Origin of the sequence: Pseudarthrobacter humi (assembly GCF_024294965.1) — a bacterium.
Classification (GTDB): domain Bacteria; phylum Actinomycetota; class Actinomycetes; order Actinomycetales; family Micrococcaceae; genus Arthrobacter; species Arthrobacter humi.
Genome location: NZ_JANCLV010000007.1, coordinates 159,611 through 175,752 on the forward strand (window position 1 = coordinate 159,611; position 16,142 = coordinate 175,752).

At 66.4% G+C, this 16,142-nt stretch carries 14 protein-coding genes and 1 tRNA gene; 6 read left to right on the forward strand and 9 right to left on the reverse strand.

Translation table 11 applies throughout. From position 1 onward, the window contains the following. Positions 1–57 precede the first annotated feature (57 nt). The 6 genes from sucD to NFC73_RS12255 all read right to left on the reverse strand — a co-directional run bounded on the left by sucD (position 58) and on the right by NFC73_RS12255 (position 8,141). Positions 58–960 carry a succinate--CoA ligase subunit alpha gene (gene sucD / locus NFC73_RS12230; RefSeq protein WP_254750558.1) on the reverse strand — a complete coding sequence of 301 codons (903 nt, stop codon included), beginning with the start codon at positions 958–960 and terminating at the stop codon, positions 58–60. An 11-nt stretch (positions 961–971) separates the two neighbouring features. Then, positions 972–2,141: an ADP-forming succinate--CoA ligase subunit beta gene (gene sucC / locus NFC73_RS12235; RefSeq protein WP_141139579.1), complete on the reverse strand. Its 1,170-nt coding sequence runs from the start codon at positions 2,139–2,141 to the stop codon at positions 972–974. Between the two features lie 222 nt (positions 2,142–2,363). Further along, positions 2,364–3,071 (reverse strand): hypothetical protein, encoded by a 708-nt coding sequence (locus tag NFC73_RS12240; protein ID WP_254750560.1) that lies wholly within the window; start codon positions 3,069–3,071, stop codon positions 2,364–2,366. A gap of 18 nt (positions 3,072–3,089) precedes the next feature. Then, positions 3,090–4,457 (reverse strand): glycosyltransferase, encoded by a 1,368-nt coding sequence (locus NFC73_RS12245; protein ID WP_254750562.1) that lies wholly within the window; start codon positions 4,455–4,457, stop codon positions 3,090–3,092. Between the two features lie 102 nt (positions 4,458–4,559). Further along, positions 4,560–7,127: a DNA helicase PcrA gene (pcrA, locus tag NFC73_RS12250; RefSeq protein ID WP_254750564.1), complete on the reverse strand. Its 2,568-nt coding sequence runs from the start codon at positions 7,125–7,127 to the stop codon at positions 4,560–4,562. Positions 7,128–7,295: 168 nt separating this feature from the next. Further along, a complete protein-coding gene (locus NFC73_RS12255; RefSeq protein WP_254750566.1) occupies positions 7,296–8,141 on the reverse strand; it encodes an inositol monophosphatase family protein in 846 nt (281 codons plus the stop codon). Positions 8,142–8,173: 32 nt separating this feature from the next. Between NFC73_RS12255 and NFC73_RS12260 the strand changes: the two genes are divergently transcribed. Further along, positions 8,174–8,800, forward strand: a complete 627-nt coding sequence (locus tag NFC73_RS12260) for a hypothetical protein (protein WP_254750568.1) — start codon at positions 8,174–8,176, stop codon at positions 8,798–8,800. Here the strand turns inward: NFC73_RS12260 and NFC73_RS12265 are convergent. Then, the gene (locus NFC73_RS12265; RefSeq protein WP_254750570.1) at positions 8,797–9,501 is read right to left on the reverse strand and encodes a DUF998 domain-containing protein; all 705 of its coding nucleotides are present in this window, start codon (positions 9,499–9,501) and stop codon (positions 8,797–8,799) included. The genes NFC73_RS12260 and NFC73_RS12265 overlap by 4 nt on opposite strands. An 83-nt stretch (positions 9,502–9,584) precedes the next feature. On the opposite strand from NFC73_RS12265, the gene NFC73_RS12270 reads away from it, so the two are divergent. From NFC73_RS12270 to NFC73_RS12280, 3 genes are all read left to right on the forward strand, one after another. Then, positions 9,585–9,657: transfer RNA gene (locus NFC73_RS12270), tRNA-Arg, on the forward strand. Between the two features lies 1 nt (position 9,658). Next, positions 9,659–10,135 (forward strand): DUF6314 family protein, encoded by a 477-nt coding sequence (locus NFC73_RS12275; protein ID WP_254750572.1) that lies wholly within the window; start codon positions 9,659–9,661, stop codon positions 10,133–10,135. A gap of 19 nt (positions 10,136–10,154) precedes the next feature. Continuing rightward, positions 10,155–10,583 (forward strand): NUDIX hydrolase, encoded by a 429-nt coding sequence (locus tag NFC73_RS12280; RefSeq protein WP_252564007.1) that lies wholly within the window; start codon positions 10,155–10,157, stop codon positions 10,581–10,583. A gap of 69 nt (positions 10,584–10,652) precedes the next feature. Here NFC73_RS12280 and NFC73_RS12285 read toward each other — a convergent pair whose 3' ends face one another. Together NFC73_RS12285 and NFC73_RS12290 are read right to left on the reverse strand one after the other, a co-directional pair. Next, the gene (locus tag NFC73_RS12285; protein ID WP_254750574.1) at positions 10,653–12,566 is read right to left on the reverse strand and encodes an ABC transporter ATP-binding protein; all 1,914 of its coding nucleotides are present in this window, start codon (positions 12,564–12,566) and stop codon (positions 10,653–10,655) included. Further along, complete coding sequence (locus tag NFC73_RS12290; protein WP_254750576.1) at positions 12,563–14,236, reverse strand: ABC-F family ATP-binding cassette domain-containing protein; 1,674 nt, start codon at positions 14,234–14,236, stop codon at positions 12,563–12,565. The genes NFC73_RS12285 and NFC73_RS12290 overlap by 4 nt, the downstream gene beginning before the upstream one ends. 252 nt (positions 14,237–14,488) lie before the next feature. Between NFC73_RS12290 and NFC73_RS12295 the strand changes: the two genes are divergently transcribed. Further along, the gene (locus NFC73_RS12295; RefSeq protein ID WP_254750578.1) at positions 14,489–15,235 is read left to right on the forward strand and encodes a hypothetical protein; all 747 of its coding nucleotides are present in this window, start codon (positions 14,489–14,491) and stop codon (positions 15,233–15,235) included. Then, positions 15,232–15,969, forward strand: coding sequence for a hypothetical protein (locus NFC73_RS12300; protein WP_254750580.1), 738 nt, complete (start codon positions 15,232–15,234; stop codon positions 15,967–15,969). Before NFC73_RS12295 ends, NFC73_RS12300 begins: the two co-directional genes overlap by 4 nt. Positions 15,970–16,142 lie beyond the last annotated feature (173 nt).

The following is a 16,142-nucleotide window of genomic DNA, read 5'->3' on the forward strand; positions in this document are numbered from 1 at the left end:
GCCCGATCCAACCTCTGGAACGGGCAGGGAGTGACCCCGCGTTGTACTTATTTGGTGCTAGAGCGCTGCGTAGACTTCGCGCAGCAGCTTGGCGGTCTCGGACGGCGTCTTGCCGACCTTCACGCCTGCAGCCTCGAGGGCTTCCTTCTTGGCCTGGGCGGTTCCGGCGGAACCGGAGACGATGGCGCCGGCGTGGCCCATGGTCTTGCCTTCGGGAGCGGTGAAGCCGGCAACGTAGCCAACAACCGGCTTGGTGACGTGTGCCTTGATGTAGTCGGCCGCACGCTCCTCGGCGTCGCCACCGATTTCGCCGATCATGACGATCGCCTTGGTCTCCGGGTCGGCTTCGAACGCAGCCAGGGCGTCGATGTGCGTGGTGCCGATGACCGGGTCACCGCCGATGCCGATGGCGGTGGAGAAGCCAAGGTCGCGCAGTTCGTACATCATCTGGTAAGTCAGGGTTCCGGACTTGGAAACCAGGCCGATGGGGCCCTTGCCCGTGATGTTGGCCGGCGTGATGCCAACCAGCGCTTCACCCGGGGTGATGATGCCGGGGCAGTTCGGGCCGATGATGCGGGTGACCTGGTTGCCGTCGGCGTCGACCGTGGACTGGGCCAGCGCCCAGAACTCGGCGGAGTCCTGGACCGGCACGCCTTCGGTGATGACAACGACCAGGCCGATGCCTGCCTCGATGGCTTCAACGACGGCGTTCTTGGTGAATGCCGGCGGGACGAAGACGATGGAGACGTCGGCGCCGGTTTCAGCCATGGCTTCCTTGACGGTGCCGAAAACGGTGATTTCGGTTTCGCCGTGCAGGACCGTGGTGCCGGCCTTGCGGGCGTTGACGCCGCCAACAATGTTGGTGCCGGCCTTCAGCATCAGGGCGGTGTGCTTGGTGCCTTCGCCGCCGGTGATGCCCTGGACGATGACCTTGGAGTCCTTGTTCAGATAGATAGACATGGTGCGTCCCTTTACTTAGCTGCGTTGGCGAGCTCGGCGGCCTTGTCGGCGCCCTCGTCCATGGTGGCGGCCAGGGTAACCAGCGGGTGGTTGGCCTCGGCCAGGATGCGGCGGCCTTCTTCAACGTTGTTGCCGTCGAGGCGGACTACCAGCGGCTTGTTCGCGGAGTGGCCCAGCTCGGCCAGCGCGCCAACGATGCCCTTGGCGACGGCGTCACACGCGGTGATGCCGCCGAAGACGTTCACGAACACGGACTTGACCTGCGGGTCGCCCAGGATGACGTCGAGGCCTGCAGCCATGACCTCGGCGGAAGCTCCACCGCCGATGTCCAGGAAGTTGGCAGGCTTGACGTTGCCGTGGTTTTCACCGGCGTAGGCAACCACGTCCAGGGTGGACATCACCAGGCCAGCACCGTTGCCGATGATGCCCACGGAGCCGTCCAGCTTGACGTAGTTCAGGTCCTGCGCCTTGGCCTTGGCCTCGAGCGGATCTGCAGCGTCCTTGTCTTCGAGGAGGGCGTGCTTGGCGTGGCGGAAGCCGGCGTTCTCGTCGAGGGAGACCTTGCCGTCCAGTGCCACGATGTCGCCGGCACCGGTCTTGACCAGCGGGTTGACCTCCACGAGGGTGGCGTCTTCCTTCTTGAAGACGTCCCAGAGCTTGAGGATCACGGCGGCGACCTTGCCGCGCAGTTCCTCATCGAAGCCTGCAGCTGCGACGATTTCGTCGGCCTTAGCCTGGTCGATGCCCACAGCGGGGTCGATCGCGATCTTGGCGAGCGCCTCAGGGCGTTCGACGGCGAGCTGTTCGATTTCCATGCCGCCTTCTACCGAGCACATGGCCAGGTAGTTGCGGTTGGCCCGGTCCAGCAGCACGGAGAAGTAGTACTCCTCGGCAATGTCGGCACCCTGGGCAATCATCACCTTGTTAACGGTGTGGCCCTTGATGTCCATGCCCAGGATATTGGTGGAGTGCTCAAACGCCTCATCGGCGGTTTTGGCAACCTTGACGCCGCCAGCCTTACCGCGGCCACCGGCCTTAACCTGGGCCTTAACGACAGTTACGCCGCCGATTTTCTCGGCAGCTGCCTTTGCTTCTTCTGGGGTGTACGCCACGATGCCGGCAAGCACGGGTACACCGTGCGCCTCGAACATATCGCGCGCCTGGTATTCAAACAGGTCCACGGTTTAGTGTCCTTCTACGTCGAAGTAGTTTCTGTACAGTCGGGCACCGCCGAAGACGATGACCGGGCTGCGGATTGCCTGCACCTGCGACCAGTCCGGAAACGGGCCCCACAGCGCAATGCTCCATTCGGAACTCTAGCCCTCTCAGAGGACCGGCCCGTTCCACACTACCGCTTATGTGAGTAACGACACTATTCTATGGAGCGTAGAAAAACGCCTAGATTACGGGGTTTTTGGGGCCTCCGCGGGTGCCGGGGACGCTGTTGCAGCGCCCTTGGAAATAAGTTCGTAGCGGTCCTTGGCCACATAGAATCCGACGCCGGCCGAGACGTTTCCGCACGCCACGCCGCCGTTATGGGCCGAACAGCGCAGCCCGTTCCGTTCCAGGTTCTGGCCCTCGGCGAGGACCCGCAGTTCCGTCAGCGGGCCGCGCTTGTTTCCCTTGGGTCCGTAGGCTGCCTCCATTTGTGTGACGCCGGAACGGCACTCCCCATACGTTGCCTTGTCCGGGCTGAGCAGCGCCGCTCCGCCCAGATAGCCCAGGCCGGTGCCGGCGCAGTCGTCCTTGATGTCGCCCGCGGCAGGCTTGGGGTATCCGGCAAGCTCGCAATGCGCCACCGGGACGGTGGCGAGCTTGTTGTTGGCCGCATCGCTGAAGCTGTTCGACTCATACTGGAGGTTGAGGTGTTCCCCACGGGCCGACGTCAGGGAGCACACAATGTTCCGGTCCTCCGTGATGAAGGACAGGACGTCCCCGCTGACCCTGAACGCGGCGGGGTCGGCCAGCGCTGCCTGTTCCAGGTGTTCCATGGCCGGCAGCGGCGGCGGGGCCACATAGCCCGGGTCCTCGGTGGTGATGCTGCAGGCAGTGCCTGCCAGCAGGAAGAAGGCGGCCAGGATCCCCACTACAGTCCGTCGCATGGCACCCATTATGCCCCGGCAGCGGTCTTAGGCCGTCGGGCGCCTCCCGGCGGCCTCCACGACGGCGGCAGCAGCTTCGGCGGGATCCTCACGGTCGAACTGCTCCTGCATCGTCCGGGCGCGGGATTTCCAGCCGGGATCCGCCAGGACTTTTCGAACTGCAGCGGCTATGTCGGCGGGCTTGGGTGACTCCGTCCTGAGGTTAATGCCGACGCCGGCGTGTTCCACCCGGGCGTTAACATCACTTTTGCCCTCGTTGATGCCCGACACCACCAAGGGAACCCCCTTGGACAGGCTCAGCTGCACACCGCCAAATCCGCCGTTGGTGATGAACACATCCGTGAAGTCAAAGACCTCCGCGAAGTCCACGTAGTCCCGGACCACCACGTTGCGCTGCGCGTACCGGGCTTTCAACTCTTCGGTGCCGTGCCCGCCGGTTGCCACGATGACCAACGCATCCATGTCCTTGACGGCCTCAAGCGACGGAACGATGAGTTTGTCCTGGTCAAGGTTGTCCACTGTTCCCTGGGTGACAACGAGTGTTGCGGGATAGGACCGGGGAAAGCCGGCGTCCCCACCGGAAACGGATGCGGCCCCACCGGAACCGGCGCCGGCCTGGCCGGGCGCCCGGTACGGCAGGAGCGCCCCGACGTAGTGCACTTTGGCGTTGACCCGGCGCCGTGGGAAATCGAGGGATTCGGTGCCGGTCTGGATAATGGCGTCCGCGCACCGGTAGGGTTCGTCCGTCAGCCGGCCTTCCCGCGGAACAGCCTGGCCGTAGGCGGCATGCTGCCGGCGGTAGCTTTGGCTTGCCGGCCGCAGGATGACCTTGTCGGACAGCAGGCCCGCCAGGCCCTGGACCGCCTTCTCCGCGGGATTGCGGGGCGGCCGGAACCCGAAGAAGAGCGGCGGCACCTGCGGGTCGCTTTCCATGTTGGGGATCGCAACAAAATTCACCACCGGCTTGCCCATCAAGTGGGAGGCGAGCCGGTGAATGAACATGGAACTGTCCGCCACAAGAACGTCGAACGGATTCTGCAGCGCGACCTCGCGGATATCCTCGAAGAAGTGGCTGACGTTGCTGGCGAAAATCTTCTCGCCGTCGAAGCCGATGGCCCGTGGGCCCTTGAGCCTGGCCCGCTCCGGATAGAGCTCATTGAGGTTGTCCGCGCGGTGCTCGATGGCCCTGCGGAACGGGAAGTGCTGGATTCCCATGCCGCCGAGCCGGTCCGCATAGACCGGACCCGTGTACCAGGCCACGTCGTGGCCGCGGTCCTTGAGCCGCATCGCCACGCCCGTCATGGGGTTGAAATGGCCGTCAATGGCCTGGCTGGCGAACAGGATCTTCACAGTGGTGCCCCCGAATCTGCTGTGCACAAGTTCTGCTGTGCTCAAGTGGCCTGCGCTTCACCGGTTCCCCGGCTACCGGCTGTTCCCGGGTACCGCGCGTTCCTGAACTGTAAGCCAGCCGGAATGCCCGGACAAGGGCAAGCGTGGCTAGGCGTCGAGCTTCGTCAGAGGCGCGTAGCGGAGCAGCAGTCGCTTCTCGCCGACGCTGAACTTCACCTTGGCCACCGTCTTGTCCCCCGCGCCTTCCAGCGCCAGCACCGTGCCGTTGCCGAAGCTGGTGTGGTTGACCTTGTCGCCCACGCTGACGGCCACAATCTCCTTCTGCGGCTGGACCCGGTTTTTGGCGATGGCTGCGGGAACGTCCGCGTTGAAGCCCGCCGACGAATCGGCCGCCGCGCCGCGGGACGTGCCGGCGCCCCAGAAGGATCCGCCGTAACGGCTGGAACCGATCGACGCGCTGCTGCTCCCCCACCCGCCGGACTGCCGGCTGGTGCCTTCGCGTTTCCAGTCCAGCAGCTCGGCGGGAATTTCCTCAAGGAACTGGCTGGCCGGGTTGTACTGGCTTTGGCCCCACATGCTGCGGACTTCGGACCGGGTGACGTAGAGTCGCTTGCGCGCGCGGGTCAGGCCCACGTACGCCAGCCTGCGTTCCTCAGCGAGCTCCTTGGGGTCGGTGGCGGAGCGCTGGTGCGGGAACAGCCCGTGTTCCATGCCGGTCAGGAACACCACGGGGAATTCGAGGCCCTTGGCGGTGTGCAGGGTCATCAGTGTGACCACGCCCAGCCGTTTGGCTTCGGCCACGGCGGCGTCGATGTCCGCGCCCGGGGCGTCCGGGATCTGGTCGGCATCAGCCACCAGGGACACCTGTTCCAGGAACGCACCCAGGGAACCTTCCGGGTTCTCCTGTTCGTATTCACGGACGACGGCGACGAGTTCCGCCAGGTTCTCCACGCGGGACTCGTCCTGTGGATCAGTGCTGGAACGCAGCCCGGCAAGGTAGCCGGTCTGTTCCAGGACAGCCTCCAGCGCAGCGGCGGCACCCGAACCGGAGGCAACCTCTGCCAGATCGTCCAGTAGTTTCACAAACCCGAGGACGGCGTTGACGGAACGGGTGGCCATGCCGGGAGCTTCTTCAGCCCGCCGGGCGGCGGCCATGAACGACATCCGTTCGCGCTCGGCCAGTGCGGCCACGGCACCTTCGGCGCGGTCACCAATCCCGCGCTTGGGTTCGTTGAGCACCCGGCGGAGGTTGACGTCGTCGTCCGGGTTCACCAGAACGCGGAGGTACGCGAGGGCGTCCTTGATTTCCTTGCGGTCGTAGAAGCGGGTGCCGCCCACCACCTTGTACGGCAGGCCTACCCGGACCAGCACGTCCTCGATGGAACGGGACTGCGCGTTGGTGCGGTAGAAAATGGCAACATCACCGGGGCGGAGGTTGTCCTCGTCCTGGAGCCTGTCGATCTCCTTGGCAATGAACTGGGCCTCGGCGTGCTCGTTTTCGCCCACATAGCCGATGATCTTGTGGCCCTCGCCCTCGGCGGTCCACAACCGCTTGTCGGGGCGGTTGGGGTTGCGTGAGATCACGGAGTTGGCCGCGCTGAGGATGTTCTGCGTGGAGCGGTAGTTCTGCTCCAGTTTGATAGTGCGGGCGTCCGGGTAGTCCTTCTCGAACTCCACGATGTTGCGGATGTCGGCTCCGCGGAAGGCATAGATGGACTGGTCGGAGTCGCCGACGACGGTGAGCTCGGACGCACCGGGGCCCTCTCCCACTATCTCGCGGACCAGGGCGTACTGGGCGTGGTTGGTGTCCTGGTACTCGTCCACGAGGACGTGCCGGAACCGCCGCCGGTAGGAATCGGCTAGCGCCGGGAAGGCGCGGAACATGTAGACGGTCTCGGCGATGAGGTCGTCGAAGTCCATGGCGTTGGCCTGGCGCAGCCGCTGGGTGTACCCCTTGAAGACGTCAGCCACGGCGGACTCGAAGGGATCGTTGTAGTTCGCGGAGGACGCGTAGGCATCGGCGTCGATGAGCTCGTTCTTGAGCGCGGAGATCTTGTGCTGGATGGCCTTGGGCGCGAACTTCTTGGGGTCCAGGTCCAGGCTCTTGGAGACCTGGATGACCAGCCGCAGCGAGTCCGCGGAGTCGTAGATGGAGAAGTTCGACTTCCGGCCGACGTTGGCGGCTTCCTGGCGCAGGATACGCACGCAGGACGAGTGGAACGTGGAGATCCACATGATCTTGGCCCGTCCACCCACCAGCGCCGCGATGCGCTCCCGCATCTCGGCGGCGGCCTTGTTGGTGAACGTGATGGCCAGGATTTCACCGTGGTGCGCGCGGTGCGTGGCAATGAGGTAGGCGATCCGGTTACTGAGGACGCGGGTCTTTCCCGAGCCGGCGCCGGCAACAATCAGCAGGGCGCCGCCGGCATGCTTAACGGCCTCCTCCTGCTGCGGATTAAGCCCCTCCAGGAGTTCCTCGGCATTGGGCCGGTGGTGGGCCGGCTCGCCGTTGCCGTCAGGAGAGGGCTGCTGGTTGGCCCAGCCGCCCGTGCGCTGGGCGCCCTGTTCTGCTGCGTGTTCGGACCCGCCGCCCGGCCCGCCACCGCCGAATTCGGCGGCCGCGGCAAGGCCTTCCGGGCGCGACTTGGTGCGGGCGGAGGCTGGCGCGGCGGCCTTGAACGGTCCGTCAGAGTACGGGTCAAACAACATATCCATGGTGCCTACAAGTCTAGGCGGTGGGGCTGACAGTCAGGTCCAACCCTGTGGATAAGCCACCGCCGTCCGCGGGATGGTCACCCCGCCCCGATGAGTTTTTGTCCAGATAATGCGACCTCGAGCGGCTCGAGGTCGCATTATCTGGACAAAAACTCCGGCGTTCCGGACTCAGGCCACGGAGCCCGACTCGAGGGCGGCACGCAACTCCCGCACCGCCGTCGTGCCTCCCGCCATAAACCACTCCAGGCCGTTGATCCGGACCGTGTCCGTGGCGCCGCCGGCGGCCCGGACGATCGCCTTGCCGGGCAGCCAGTCCCATTCCGGGCAGCTGTGCTGGAACCAGCATCCCAGCTGGCCATCGGCCACCCGGCCCAGGTCGCAGGATCCGGAGCCGAACATCCGCAGCGCCGCGGCGGACGTGGCCGCAGCATGCCACGGCATGGCGCAGAGCGGATCCATCAGCCACGTGGGGTGGATGTACGTGGCTGCGCCGAGTTCGGCGAGCGCAGTTGCGTTGCGCGCCCCGCCGTCGTGGACAGCGCCCGAGTCACGGTAAGCGGTCAGTACCTCGCCGTTCAGCGTGGCCGCGCGGGCCGTTCCACCCAGCCAGAGCTTGTCCTCCTCCGGCTGGAAAATCGCGCCGAGCAGCACATCAGACCAGTCCTTCAACGCGAGGGCCGAGCACCAGTATGTGGATCCATGCAGGAAGTTATAGGTGCCGTCCACGGGGTCGATCACCCAGGTACGGCCGCTGGTGCCGGCCACAGAGGCGCCCTCTTCCCCCAGGATGCCGTCCTCCGGCCGGCAGCGCCGCAACTGCCCCAGCACGTACGCTTCCGCAGCGTGGTCCGCGGCGGTCACCACATCGGAGATGGAGGTTTTCTGCTGGGACTGCAGCCCGGCCATGCGCATCAGGAGCGCCAGCTGCCCGGCTTCGCGCACCAGCGCGGCTGCCAACTGATAGTCGTCCAGGGCAGGGTCAAGTTCAAGGGCGCTGTGCCGGCCAGTGGTCATGGCTCCAGTTTAGGTGGCGGGATAATGGTGCCATGGCCAAAACCCCAGCGCAGCGGATCAAGAAGCACGGCTCCAAGGCGGCTGTTCCGCAGCACAGCCTCCCGCCGGTGATCAACCCCACCACCAGCCGTTCGCCGCAGAAGGCCCAGAACAACACCAGCCTGATCCTCATCGCGAGTGTGACAGTGAGCCTTTTCCTGTTCTGGTACGTCCACCTGCTCACGCTCCAGCAGCTCACGCAGCTCTCCGGCGGCCTGGCCATGCCCGACTCGCTCGTGGGAGGTTTTGACACCGGCTACGTCGGCCAACTGAACGCCGCCATGGACAACGACGCCCGCGGCCAGCTCAACTACGTCCACAAGACAGCCGGCACCCTCTTCCCGTTGATTTTCGGCTTCACCTGGCTGCTCCTGATCGGGACGAACGTCGCCAAGAAGCCCCTCCGCTGGACACTCTGGGCCCTCCCTCTGCTGTTTGTGGTGGTCCGGTTGTGGGGCAATGTCGCCATCGATGCCGCGCTGGGATCGGAAACGGCCGACGCCGGCCAGGTCGCCTTGGCGTCCGGGCTCACCGTTGCGGGGTGGGTGCTGTTCGTCGTCAGCCTGCTGGCCGGGGCGGCGGCAGTCTTCCTGCGCAAGAAGCCCGCGAAAGCCGGCTAGGCCCGTGCTGCAGCAGTAGCGCGCTCCTCCTTGCGGTGCCGGTGCACACGTTGGGCGACCACCAGGCCCGCCGCTGCCACGCCCACGGTGACCAGATAACCCATCAGCCGCTCCAGGGTGCCGGGCTCCGGAACATCCAGGCCGGTCAGTCCGCCTGTGACCAGCGCGGCGAGGGACACGAGCCCGCACACCAGCACGAACCACCCCAGCGGAGTCTGCCGCAGCCATAACACCCCCAGCAGCAGCAACGCGAGCGCGCCGGCCAGGAAGTACATCAGCGCGCCGGCGAAGTGCCAGCCGGAGCCGACGTCCTCCGGCACCAGGCCCACGATCATGGTCCCCGCACCGGCGGCGCCGGTCAGGACCCGCACGGCGACCGCGGCCAGCCAAGGCTTCCGGAGCCCCGGCTGGACCCGCGCCCCTGCCCTTGCCGCCACACAGAGCAGCCCGGAACCCAGCAGCAGCGCACCGAGCAGCATGCCCAGCCCCTGGACCACAAAGGAGGCGTTCATCAGCCAATGCAGCGGCGAACACACATCCCGTCCGTCGTAGATCCCGCAGTGAAGCGCGCCGAGGTCGCTGATGTATCCGGTCCGGCGGTCGTAGGGCTGCGGCCCGCCCCAGGCGCCGATGTACTGGCGGGTGGAAGTAGTGTCCGGGAGGTAGGCCACGGCGGGGGTGGACGTCGGGGCTGATCTCATGCCAAGAGCGTAGTACGGCCTCCCACCTTGTATGCTTGTATCCGTGTCCGGACGGACCGGCCCTGCCGGACCAGCGGACACGCGCCCTCGTAGCTCAGTGGATAGAGCACGGCTCTCCTAAAGCCGGTGTCGTTGGTTCGATTCCAATCGAGGGCACTTGAATCTTCCTTCCCCGGAGTTGAACCTCCGCGCCTACCTGCTCGGCCCCTCGCAGGCCGGGAACTTGCCCGTTGAGGGAAACTGGGCCGTCGAACGGCAGCTGCTGGACCGGTCCACCGGCACCCACGGAACCTTTTCCGGCGTCGTACATTTTGCCCCCGCGGACGACGGCGGCCTGGCCTTCCGTGAAGAAGGCACCATGCGCTGGCCCACCTTTACGGGCCCCGCCTTCCGCGAATACCTCCTGAAACCCGCCGACCGGCCCGACGCCCTGGACGTGTTTTTTGCCGACGGGCGGCCCTTCCACCGGATGAGCTTCAGCCCGGAGGCCAATCTGGACCGGCACTGGTGCGATCCCGATACGTACCGCGTGGCCTACACCTACGAAGGCCCGGACACTTTCAGTTACACGTGGGATGTGACCGGCCCGCGCAAGGACCTGCTGCTGACGTCCGCCCTGAAGCGGCAGGTCTGAACACGCTAGGCTCGGAACCGTGAAATCCCGCATTGTTGTCTCCGCCGTCTGTGTCTTCGATGACGCCGGCCGGCTCCTGACCGTCCGTAAGCGCGGCACCAGCATGTTTATGCACCCGGGAGGCAAGCCCGAAGCCGGCGAAACCGCCGTCCACGCCGCTGCGCGGGAACTTCAGGAGGAAGTGGGGATCGTGGTGGATCCGCGCGAGCTGGAGCTGATGGGCGTCTGGATCGCCGACGCCGCCAACGAGGCCGCCACGGACATCGAAGCCACGGTGTTTACCGCACCCGGAACCTGGACGGCGCACCCCTCGGCCGAGATCGCCGAGATCCGCTGGCTGGACCTGGCCGCGCTGGACCGGGGCGCGCCGCTGCCTGCGGACCTCGCCCCGCTCCTGACGGACCACATCCTGCCGGAACTGGCCACCCTGCGCCCCGGCCCCAAGTAGGTAGCAGCAGGTGTCGTTTTGACGGCTCAAAACGACACCTGCTGCTACTCAGTTGGGGAAGGCTGAGCTCTAGTATTCCGGAACGGCTTCCGCTGCCACGGCCGTGGCTTCGGCGAACTGCGTCTGGTACAGCTCGGCGTACCGGCCATCGGCCGCGAGCAGGTCGGTGTGGTTCCCGCGTTCCACGATCCGCCCGTCCTCGACCACCAGGATGACGTCGGCGGCACGGATGGTGGACAGCCGGTGGGCAATCACGACGGCGGTGCGCCCCTCGAGCGCGGCGCCCAGGGCCGCCTGCACGGCGGCTTCGTTGGTGGAGTCGAGTGCGGCGGTGGCCTCGTCGAGGATGACCACCCGGGGCTGGGAAATCAGCAGCCGGGCGATGGTGAGGCGCTGGCGTTCACCGCCGGAGAGCCGGTAACCACGCTCCCCCACTACAGTGTCCAGGCCGTCGGGCAGGGACCGGATCATGGTCTCGAGGCGGGCCTGCCGGATGGCGTCCCACATGTCCTCTTCGGTGGCGTCCGGCCGCGCGAGCCGGAGGTTGGAGGCAATGGATTCGTGGAAGAGGTGTCCGTCCTGGGTGACCATGCCCAGTGTGTCCCGCAGGGAACCGAAGGTGGCGTCCCGGACATCCAGCCCCGAGCCGGGCAGGGTGCCGCCGAGACGCACGGCGCCGGAGTCGACGTCGTACAGCCGGGAAAGCAGCTGTGCGATGGTGGACTTTCCGGCACCGGAGGAACCCACCAGGGCGACGGTCTGCCCGGGTTCCACCCGGAAACTGATGCCATGCAGCACCTCTTCGCCGCCGCGGGTGTCCAGCGTGGACACTTCCTCGAGCGAGGCCAGCGAGACCTTGTCCGCCGAGGGGTAGGCGAAGCGGACGTCGTCAAACTCCACCGAAACGTTTCCCGGCGGGATGGACACGGCGTCGGGCTTCTGCTGGATCAGGGGCTTGAGGTCCAGGATCTCGAAAACCCGCTCGAAGCTGACCAGCGCGCTCATGATTTCCACACGGGCGTTGGACAGGGCGGTGAGCGGGGCGTACAGGCGGGTCAGCAGCAGGGCGAGCACCACAACGTCGCCCGCGGCGAGCTGACCGCCGATGGCCAGCCAGCCGCCCAGGCCGTAGACCAGGGCCAGGGCGAGCGCGGATACCAGCGTCAGCGCGGTGACGAAGGTGAACTGCAGCATGGCCGTGCGGACGCCGATGTCCCGGACCCGGCCGGCGCGGACAGCGAACTCGCGGGATTCCTCGTCCGGGCGGCCGAAGAGCTTCACCAGCGTGGCGCCCGGAGCGGAGAACCGCTCGGTCATCTGGGTGCCCATGGCCGCGTTGTGGTTTGCCGCCTCACGCCGCAGGTCCGCGAGCTTGGAGCCCATCCGGCGGGCCGGGATCAGGAAGATCGGCAGCAGGATCATGGCGAGCACGGTGACCTGCCAGGAGGTCCCGAGCATCACGATCAGCGTCAGGATCAGTGCCACCACGTTGCTGACCACACCGGAAAGGGTTCCGGCGAAGGCGGACTGCGCGCCGATGACGTCGTTGTTCAGGCGGCTGACCAGGGCGCCGGTGCGGGTGCGGGTGAAAAACGCGATGGGCATCTTCTGCACATGGTCAAAGACCCTGGTGCGCAGGTCCACGATCACGCCTTCGCCGATGGTGGAGGACAGCCAGCGGCTCACGAGCCCCAGGCCGGCTTCGGCAACGGCCACCACGGCGATCAGCAGCGCCAGCCGGATCACTTCGTCGGTACCCGCCTTGGCCACGATGGCATCAACCACCTGGCCAGCCAGCACAGGCGTGGCCACTGCCAGGAACGCCATCACAATGGACAGCGCAACAAACGCGATCAGCTTTGTCCGGTGCGGGCGGGCGAAGCCCAGGACCCGTTTCAGGGTGGCCTTGGAGAAGGGCTGGGAGCCGTTCTTGGCCCGGGAGATGTTGTACAGGGAGTGCCAGGCGACGCCGTCCATGCTCATCGCTGGTGCCCCGCCTGTGAGGATTCGTCTGCCATCAGTTCAGTTACCGTTCCGTTGTCCACATTCCACCGGACATCCAGCCGCACGTTCTCGAGCAGCCTCCGGTCATGGGTTACTAACAGCAAAGCGCCCTCATAACTTCCCAGCGCCTCTTCCAGCTGCTCGATGGCGGGCAGGTCCAGGTGGTTGGTGGGTTCGTCCAGGACCAGCAGGTTCACCCCGCGGGCCTGCAGCAGCGCCAGCGCGGCGCGGGTGCGTTCCCCCGGCGACAGGGAATCCACGGGGCGCGTGGTGTGGTCCGCCTTCAGCCCGAACTTGGCCAGCAGGGTGCGGACCTCCGCCGGATTCAGGTCCGTGAGCACGGCTTCGACGGCGTCGCCAAGGTTGAGATGGCCGGCCAGCAGTCCGCGGGCCTGGTCAATTTCGCCGACGGCCACCGAGGCACCCATGGCGGCGTTGCCGGCGTCGGGCGCCTGCACGCCCAGGAGCAGGCGCAGCAGCGTCGACTTGCCGGCTCCGTTGGGGCCGGTGATGCCGATCCGCTCCCCCGCGTTGAGCTGCAGGTTCACCGGGCCCAGCGTGAAGCTTCCCTGTGTCACGACGGCGTCACGCAAGGTGGCCACCACCGCACTGGAGCGGGGCGCCTGGCCAATGGTGAACTGCAGCTGCCATTCCTTCCGCGGCTCCTCCACCACGTCCAGCCGGGCGATCCGGGATTCCATCTGCCGGACTTTCTGGGCCTGCTTTTCCGATGACTCGGTGCTGGCGGCCCGGCGGATCTTGTCATTGTCCGGGCTTTTCTTCATGGCGTTCCGCACGCCCTGGGAGCTCCACTCGCGCTGGGTCCGGGCACGGGAGACCAGGTCTGCCTTGGTGGACGCGAACTCCTCGAACTTTTCCCTCGCGTGGCGCCGCGCAACGGCGCGCTCCTCCAGGAAGGCCTCGTAGCCGCCGTCGTAGACCGCCACGGAATTCTGCGCCAGATCCAGTTCCACGATGGTGGTCACGCAGCGGGCCAGGAACTCGCGGTCATGGGACACCAGCACTACGCCGCCGCGCAGGCCCTGGACAAAAGCTTCCAGTTTGGCCAGGCCGGCCAGGTCAAGGTCGTTGGTGGGCTCATCCAGCAGCACAACGTCGAACCGGCTGAGCAGGAGCGCCGCGAGGGCCACGCGGGCGGCCTGGCCGCCGGAGAGACCGGTCATGGGGGCGTCAGCGCCGGTGTCCAGGCCCAGGTCCGCCAGGACGGGCGGGATGCGTTCGTCGAGGTCTGCCGCGCCTGACGCCATCCAGCGGTCAAAGGCCAGCGAGTAGGCGTCATCGGCTCCCGGAGCACCGGAGCCCAACGCCTCGGCGGTGGACTCCATCTCCACGGTCGCCTGGGCGCAGCCGGTCCGGCGGGCGATGTAGCCGGCCACGGTCTCGCCGGCGACGCGCTCGTGCTCCTGCGGCAGCCAGCCCACAAAGGCGTCGGCGGGGGCGAGGCTGACGCTGCCGCCCTGGGGCTGGTCCACGCCGGCCAGCAGGCGCAGCAGGGTGGACTTGCCGGCGCCGTTGGCTCCCACCACGCCCACCACGTCGCCGGGGGCCACCGTGAGGGAGAGTTTGGCGAACAGCGTCCGGTGGTCGTGGCCGCCGGAAAGGTCTTTGGCAACAAGGGTTGCAGTCATAGGTTGGTCCATCCTCTCGCCGCCGCCCGGCCGGAGGAGCCCGCCTGAATCGGCCCGAAACTGCGGTGAATCCGCAATGTGCCGCCCCGAAAAGTGCCGGGGCACTAAAGAGCCCGCTGGTCCGGACTTGGGGGGTGTACGGACCAACGGGCTCGACCATCAAGCATAGTCGACTCAGCACGCCGCACCAAACTGCCTCCGAAAGGTCAGGCTAAAATCAAAAGGCAATCATCCGTTCAGCAGAGAGCCGATATGCCAATTCCTGCCAAAGCGTTCCAGCGCTGGCTGCACGGCATCGCCCCCAACACGAGCACGTCCGACATCTGCCGCGTCTCCGGCATCAAGCGGACCACCCTTGCCCAGCAGCTTGTCCGGGGCAAGGTGGCAGAGACTACGGTGGTGAGCATCAGCCGGGCGTACAACGTCAATCCCGTTTCGGCGCTGGCGGCGTTCGACGCCTACAGCCAGCTCATGGACACGCGCCCGCCCAGCAGGTCCGAACTGGTCAGCCAGATCTCCACCCCGGACCTCCTGCGGGCAGTTCTGGCCCGTTCCGCCGCGGACACGGGCGGCGTCCCGGCGGCTGCCGCGCCGGCCGGTTCGCCGGCGTTGGAGCAGGCCCCGCATGCCACCTCGGTAAAGAACTGGGTGGAGGCCATCGACGACGGCGAACTGAGGCACCGGGTCTCCGCCGCCACCGGAATCGCGCCGCAGAACTATTCGGCACAACTGACCGCAAACCGGCTGGCTCCGGAGCTGGCGGTTGCCACTTCCCTTGCCGCCGGCGTCGCCCCGGCCAGCGGCCTGGTGGCCACCGGGCTCGTCACGGAGGCGGAGGCCGGCTGGCCACCCGGAGCCCGGCAGGCCGCCCTGGACAGCCTGTCCGACGGCGAGCTGACCACTTTGGCCGGTGACCGGCTGCAGACTCTCGGCAGGGCCCTCCGCCGGCAGGAACATGACCACGAGAAAACCGAAAAGATCTGGGAGAACCTGGGATGATCGAAATCCTGCAGTGGTCCACGCTGGCTGTCTGCGGCCTGGTGGCCGTCGCCCGGGTTCCCAGTGCCGTGAGGGGGAGGAACCGGACACTCTTCTACATCTTTGCGCTGATGACGCTCGCCATCGTGCTCAGCATCCAGGCACCGTACCTTGCCATCGACCAGGCGCTCGGCGGTGTTAATGTGGCCAACCTCCTGCTCCGCTTTGTTATCTTCGCCGCTATTTTCTTCGTGGGCATCCGCGTCACCCGGGGCTTTGGGGCCGACGACGCCTACCGGCTGCTGACCGGACGGATCGGAATGGCTGTGCTGGGCCTGACCTCCCTCATGGTGGTGGTTGTGTTCCTGATGATGGACACTGGCGGCTCATCCGTGGGATTGGTTGCCGTGGCGGGCCAGGATGACAAAGACCGGGACCTGGTCCAGTACTACGGGGCCGCCGGCCGCGCCTATCCGGCCTACGTTTCGCTGGTCCTGCTGCCGGCCATGGTGCGCGCGGTCCGCAGCACGCTGCCCACCCTGGTTCGCATCGCCGCCTTCCTGCTGGGCACAGGCTCGGTGGCCATCACGCTATCGCTGCTCTTCCCCTTCTATCCGCCCGACTGGGGAGCAGCGACGTTCCTGATCAACTACACCGCAATTCTTTGCTTTGTCGTTGGCCTGGCTTTGATCGCGGTGGCAAGGCTCCGGCACGGGCGGGGCGGCCCCCGGCCAAGGACTTCTACTGCAAAGTAGCCTTCACACTTTCACAAAATCATTAGACGTGGCACAATCATGAATGTGTGAAGTTAGGGCCGGTGTTCACGAACGGGGATAGATTCCTGGACGCCGGGCCTGTTGAGTCTTTGCACTCTTTGGGGGGATGAGTGGTGGCGGGCCGTTGGGGACCGCCCCCACTCAGCCATTTA

Coding starts and splice junctions, on each gene's coding strand:
- sucD (WP_254750558.1), bottom strand. CDS start 960: ATGTCTATCTATCTGAACAAGGACTCCAAGGTCATCGTCCAGGGCATC.
- NFC73_RS12240 (WP_254750560.1), bottom strand. CDS start 3,071: ATGGGTGCCATGCGACGGACTGTAGTGGGGATCCTGGCCGCCTTCTTC.
- pcrA (WP_254750564.1), bottom strand. CDS start 7,127: ATGGATATGTTGTTTGACCCGTACTCTGACGGACCGTTCAAGGCCGCC.
- NFC73_RS12255 (WP_254750566.1), bottom strand. CDS start 8,141: ATGACCACTGGCCGGCACAGCGCCCTTGAACTTGACCCTGCCCTGGAC.
- NFC73_RS12260 (WP_254750568.1), top strand. CDS start 8,174: ATGGCCAAAACCCCAGCGCAGCGGATCAAGAAGCACGGCTCCAAGGCG.
- NFC73_RS12265 (WP_254750570.1), bottom strand. CDS start 9,501: ATGAGATCAGCCCCGACGTCCACCCCCGCCGTGGCCTACCTCCCGGAC.
- NFC73_RS12285 (WP_254750574.1), bottom strand. CDS start 12,566: ATGAGCATGGACGGCGTCGCCTGGCACTCCCTGTACAACATCTCCCGG.
- NFC73_RS12290 (WP_254750576.1), bottom strand. CDS start 14,236: ATGACTGCAACCCTTGTTGCCAAAGACCTTTCCGGCGGCCACGACCAC.
- NFC73_RS12295 (WP_254750578.1), top strand. CDS start 14,489: ATGCCAATTCCTGCCAAAGCGTTCCAGCGCTGGCTGCACGGCATCGCC.
- NFC73_RS12300 (WP_254750580.1), top strand. CDS start 15,232: ATGATCGAAATCCTGCAGTGGTCCACGCTGGCTGTCTGCGGCCTGGTG.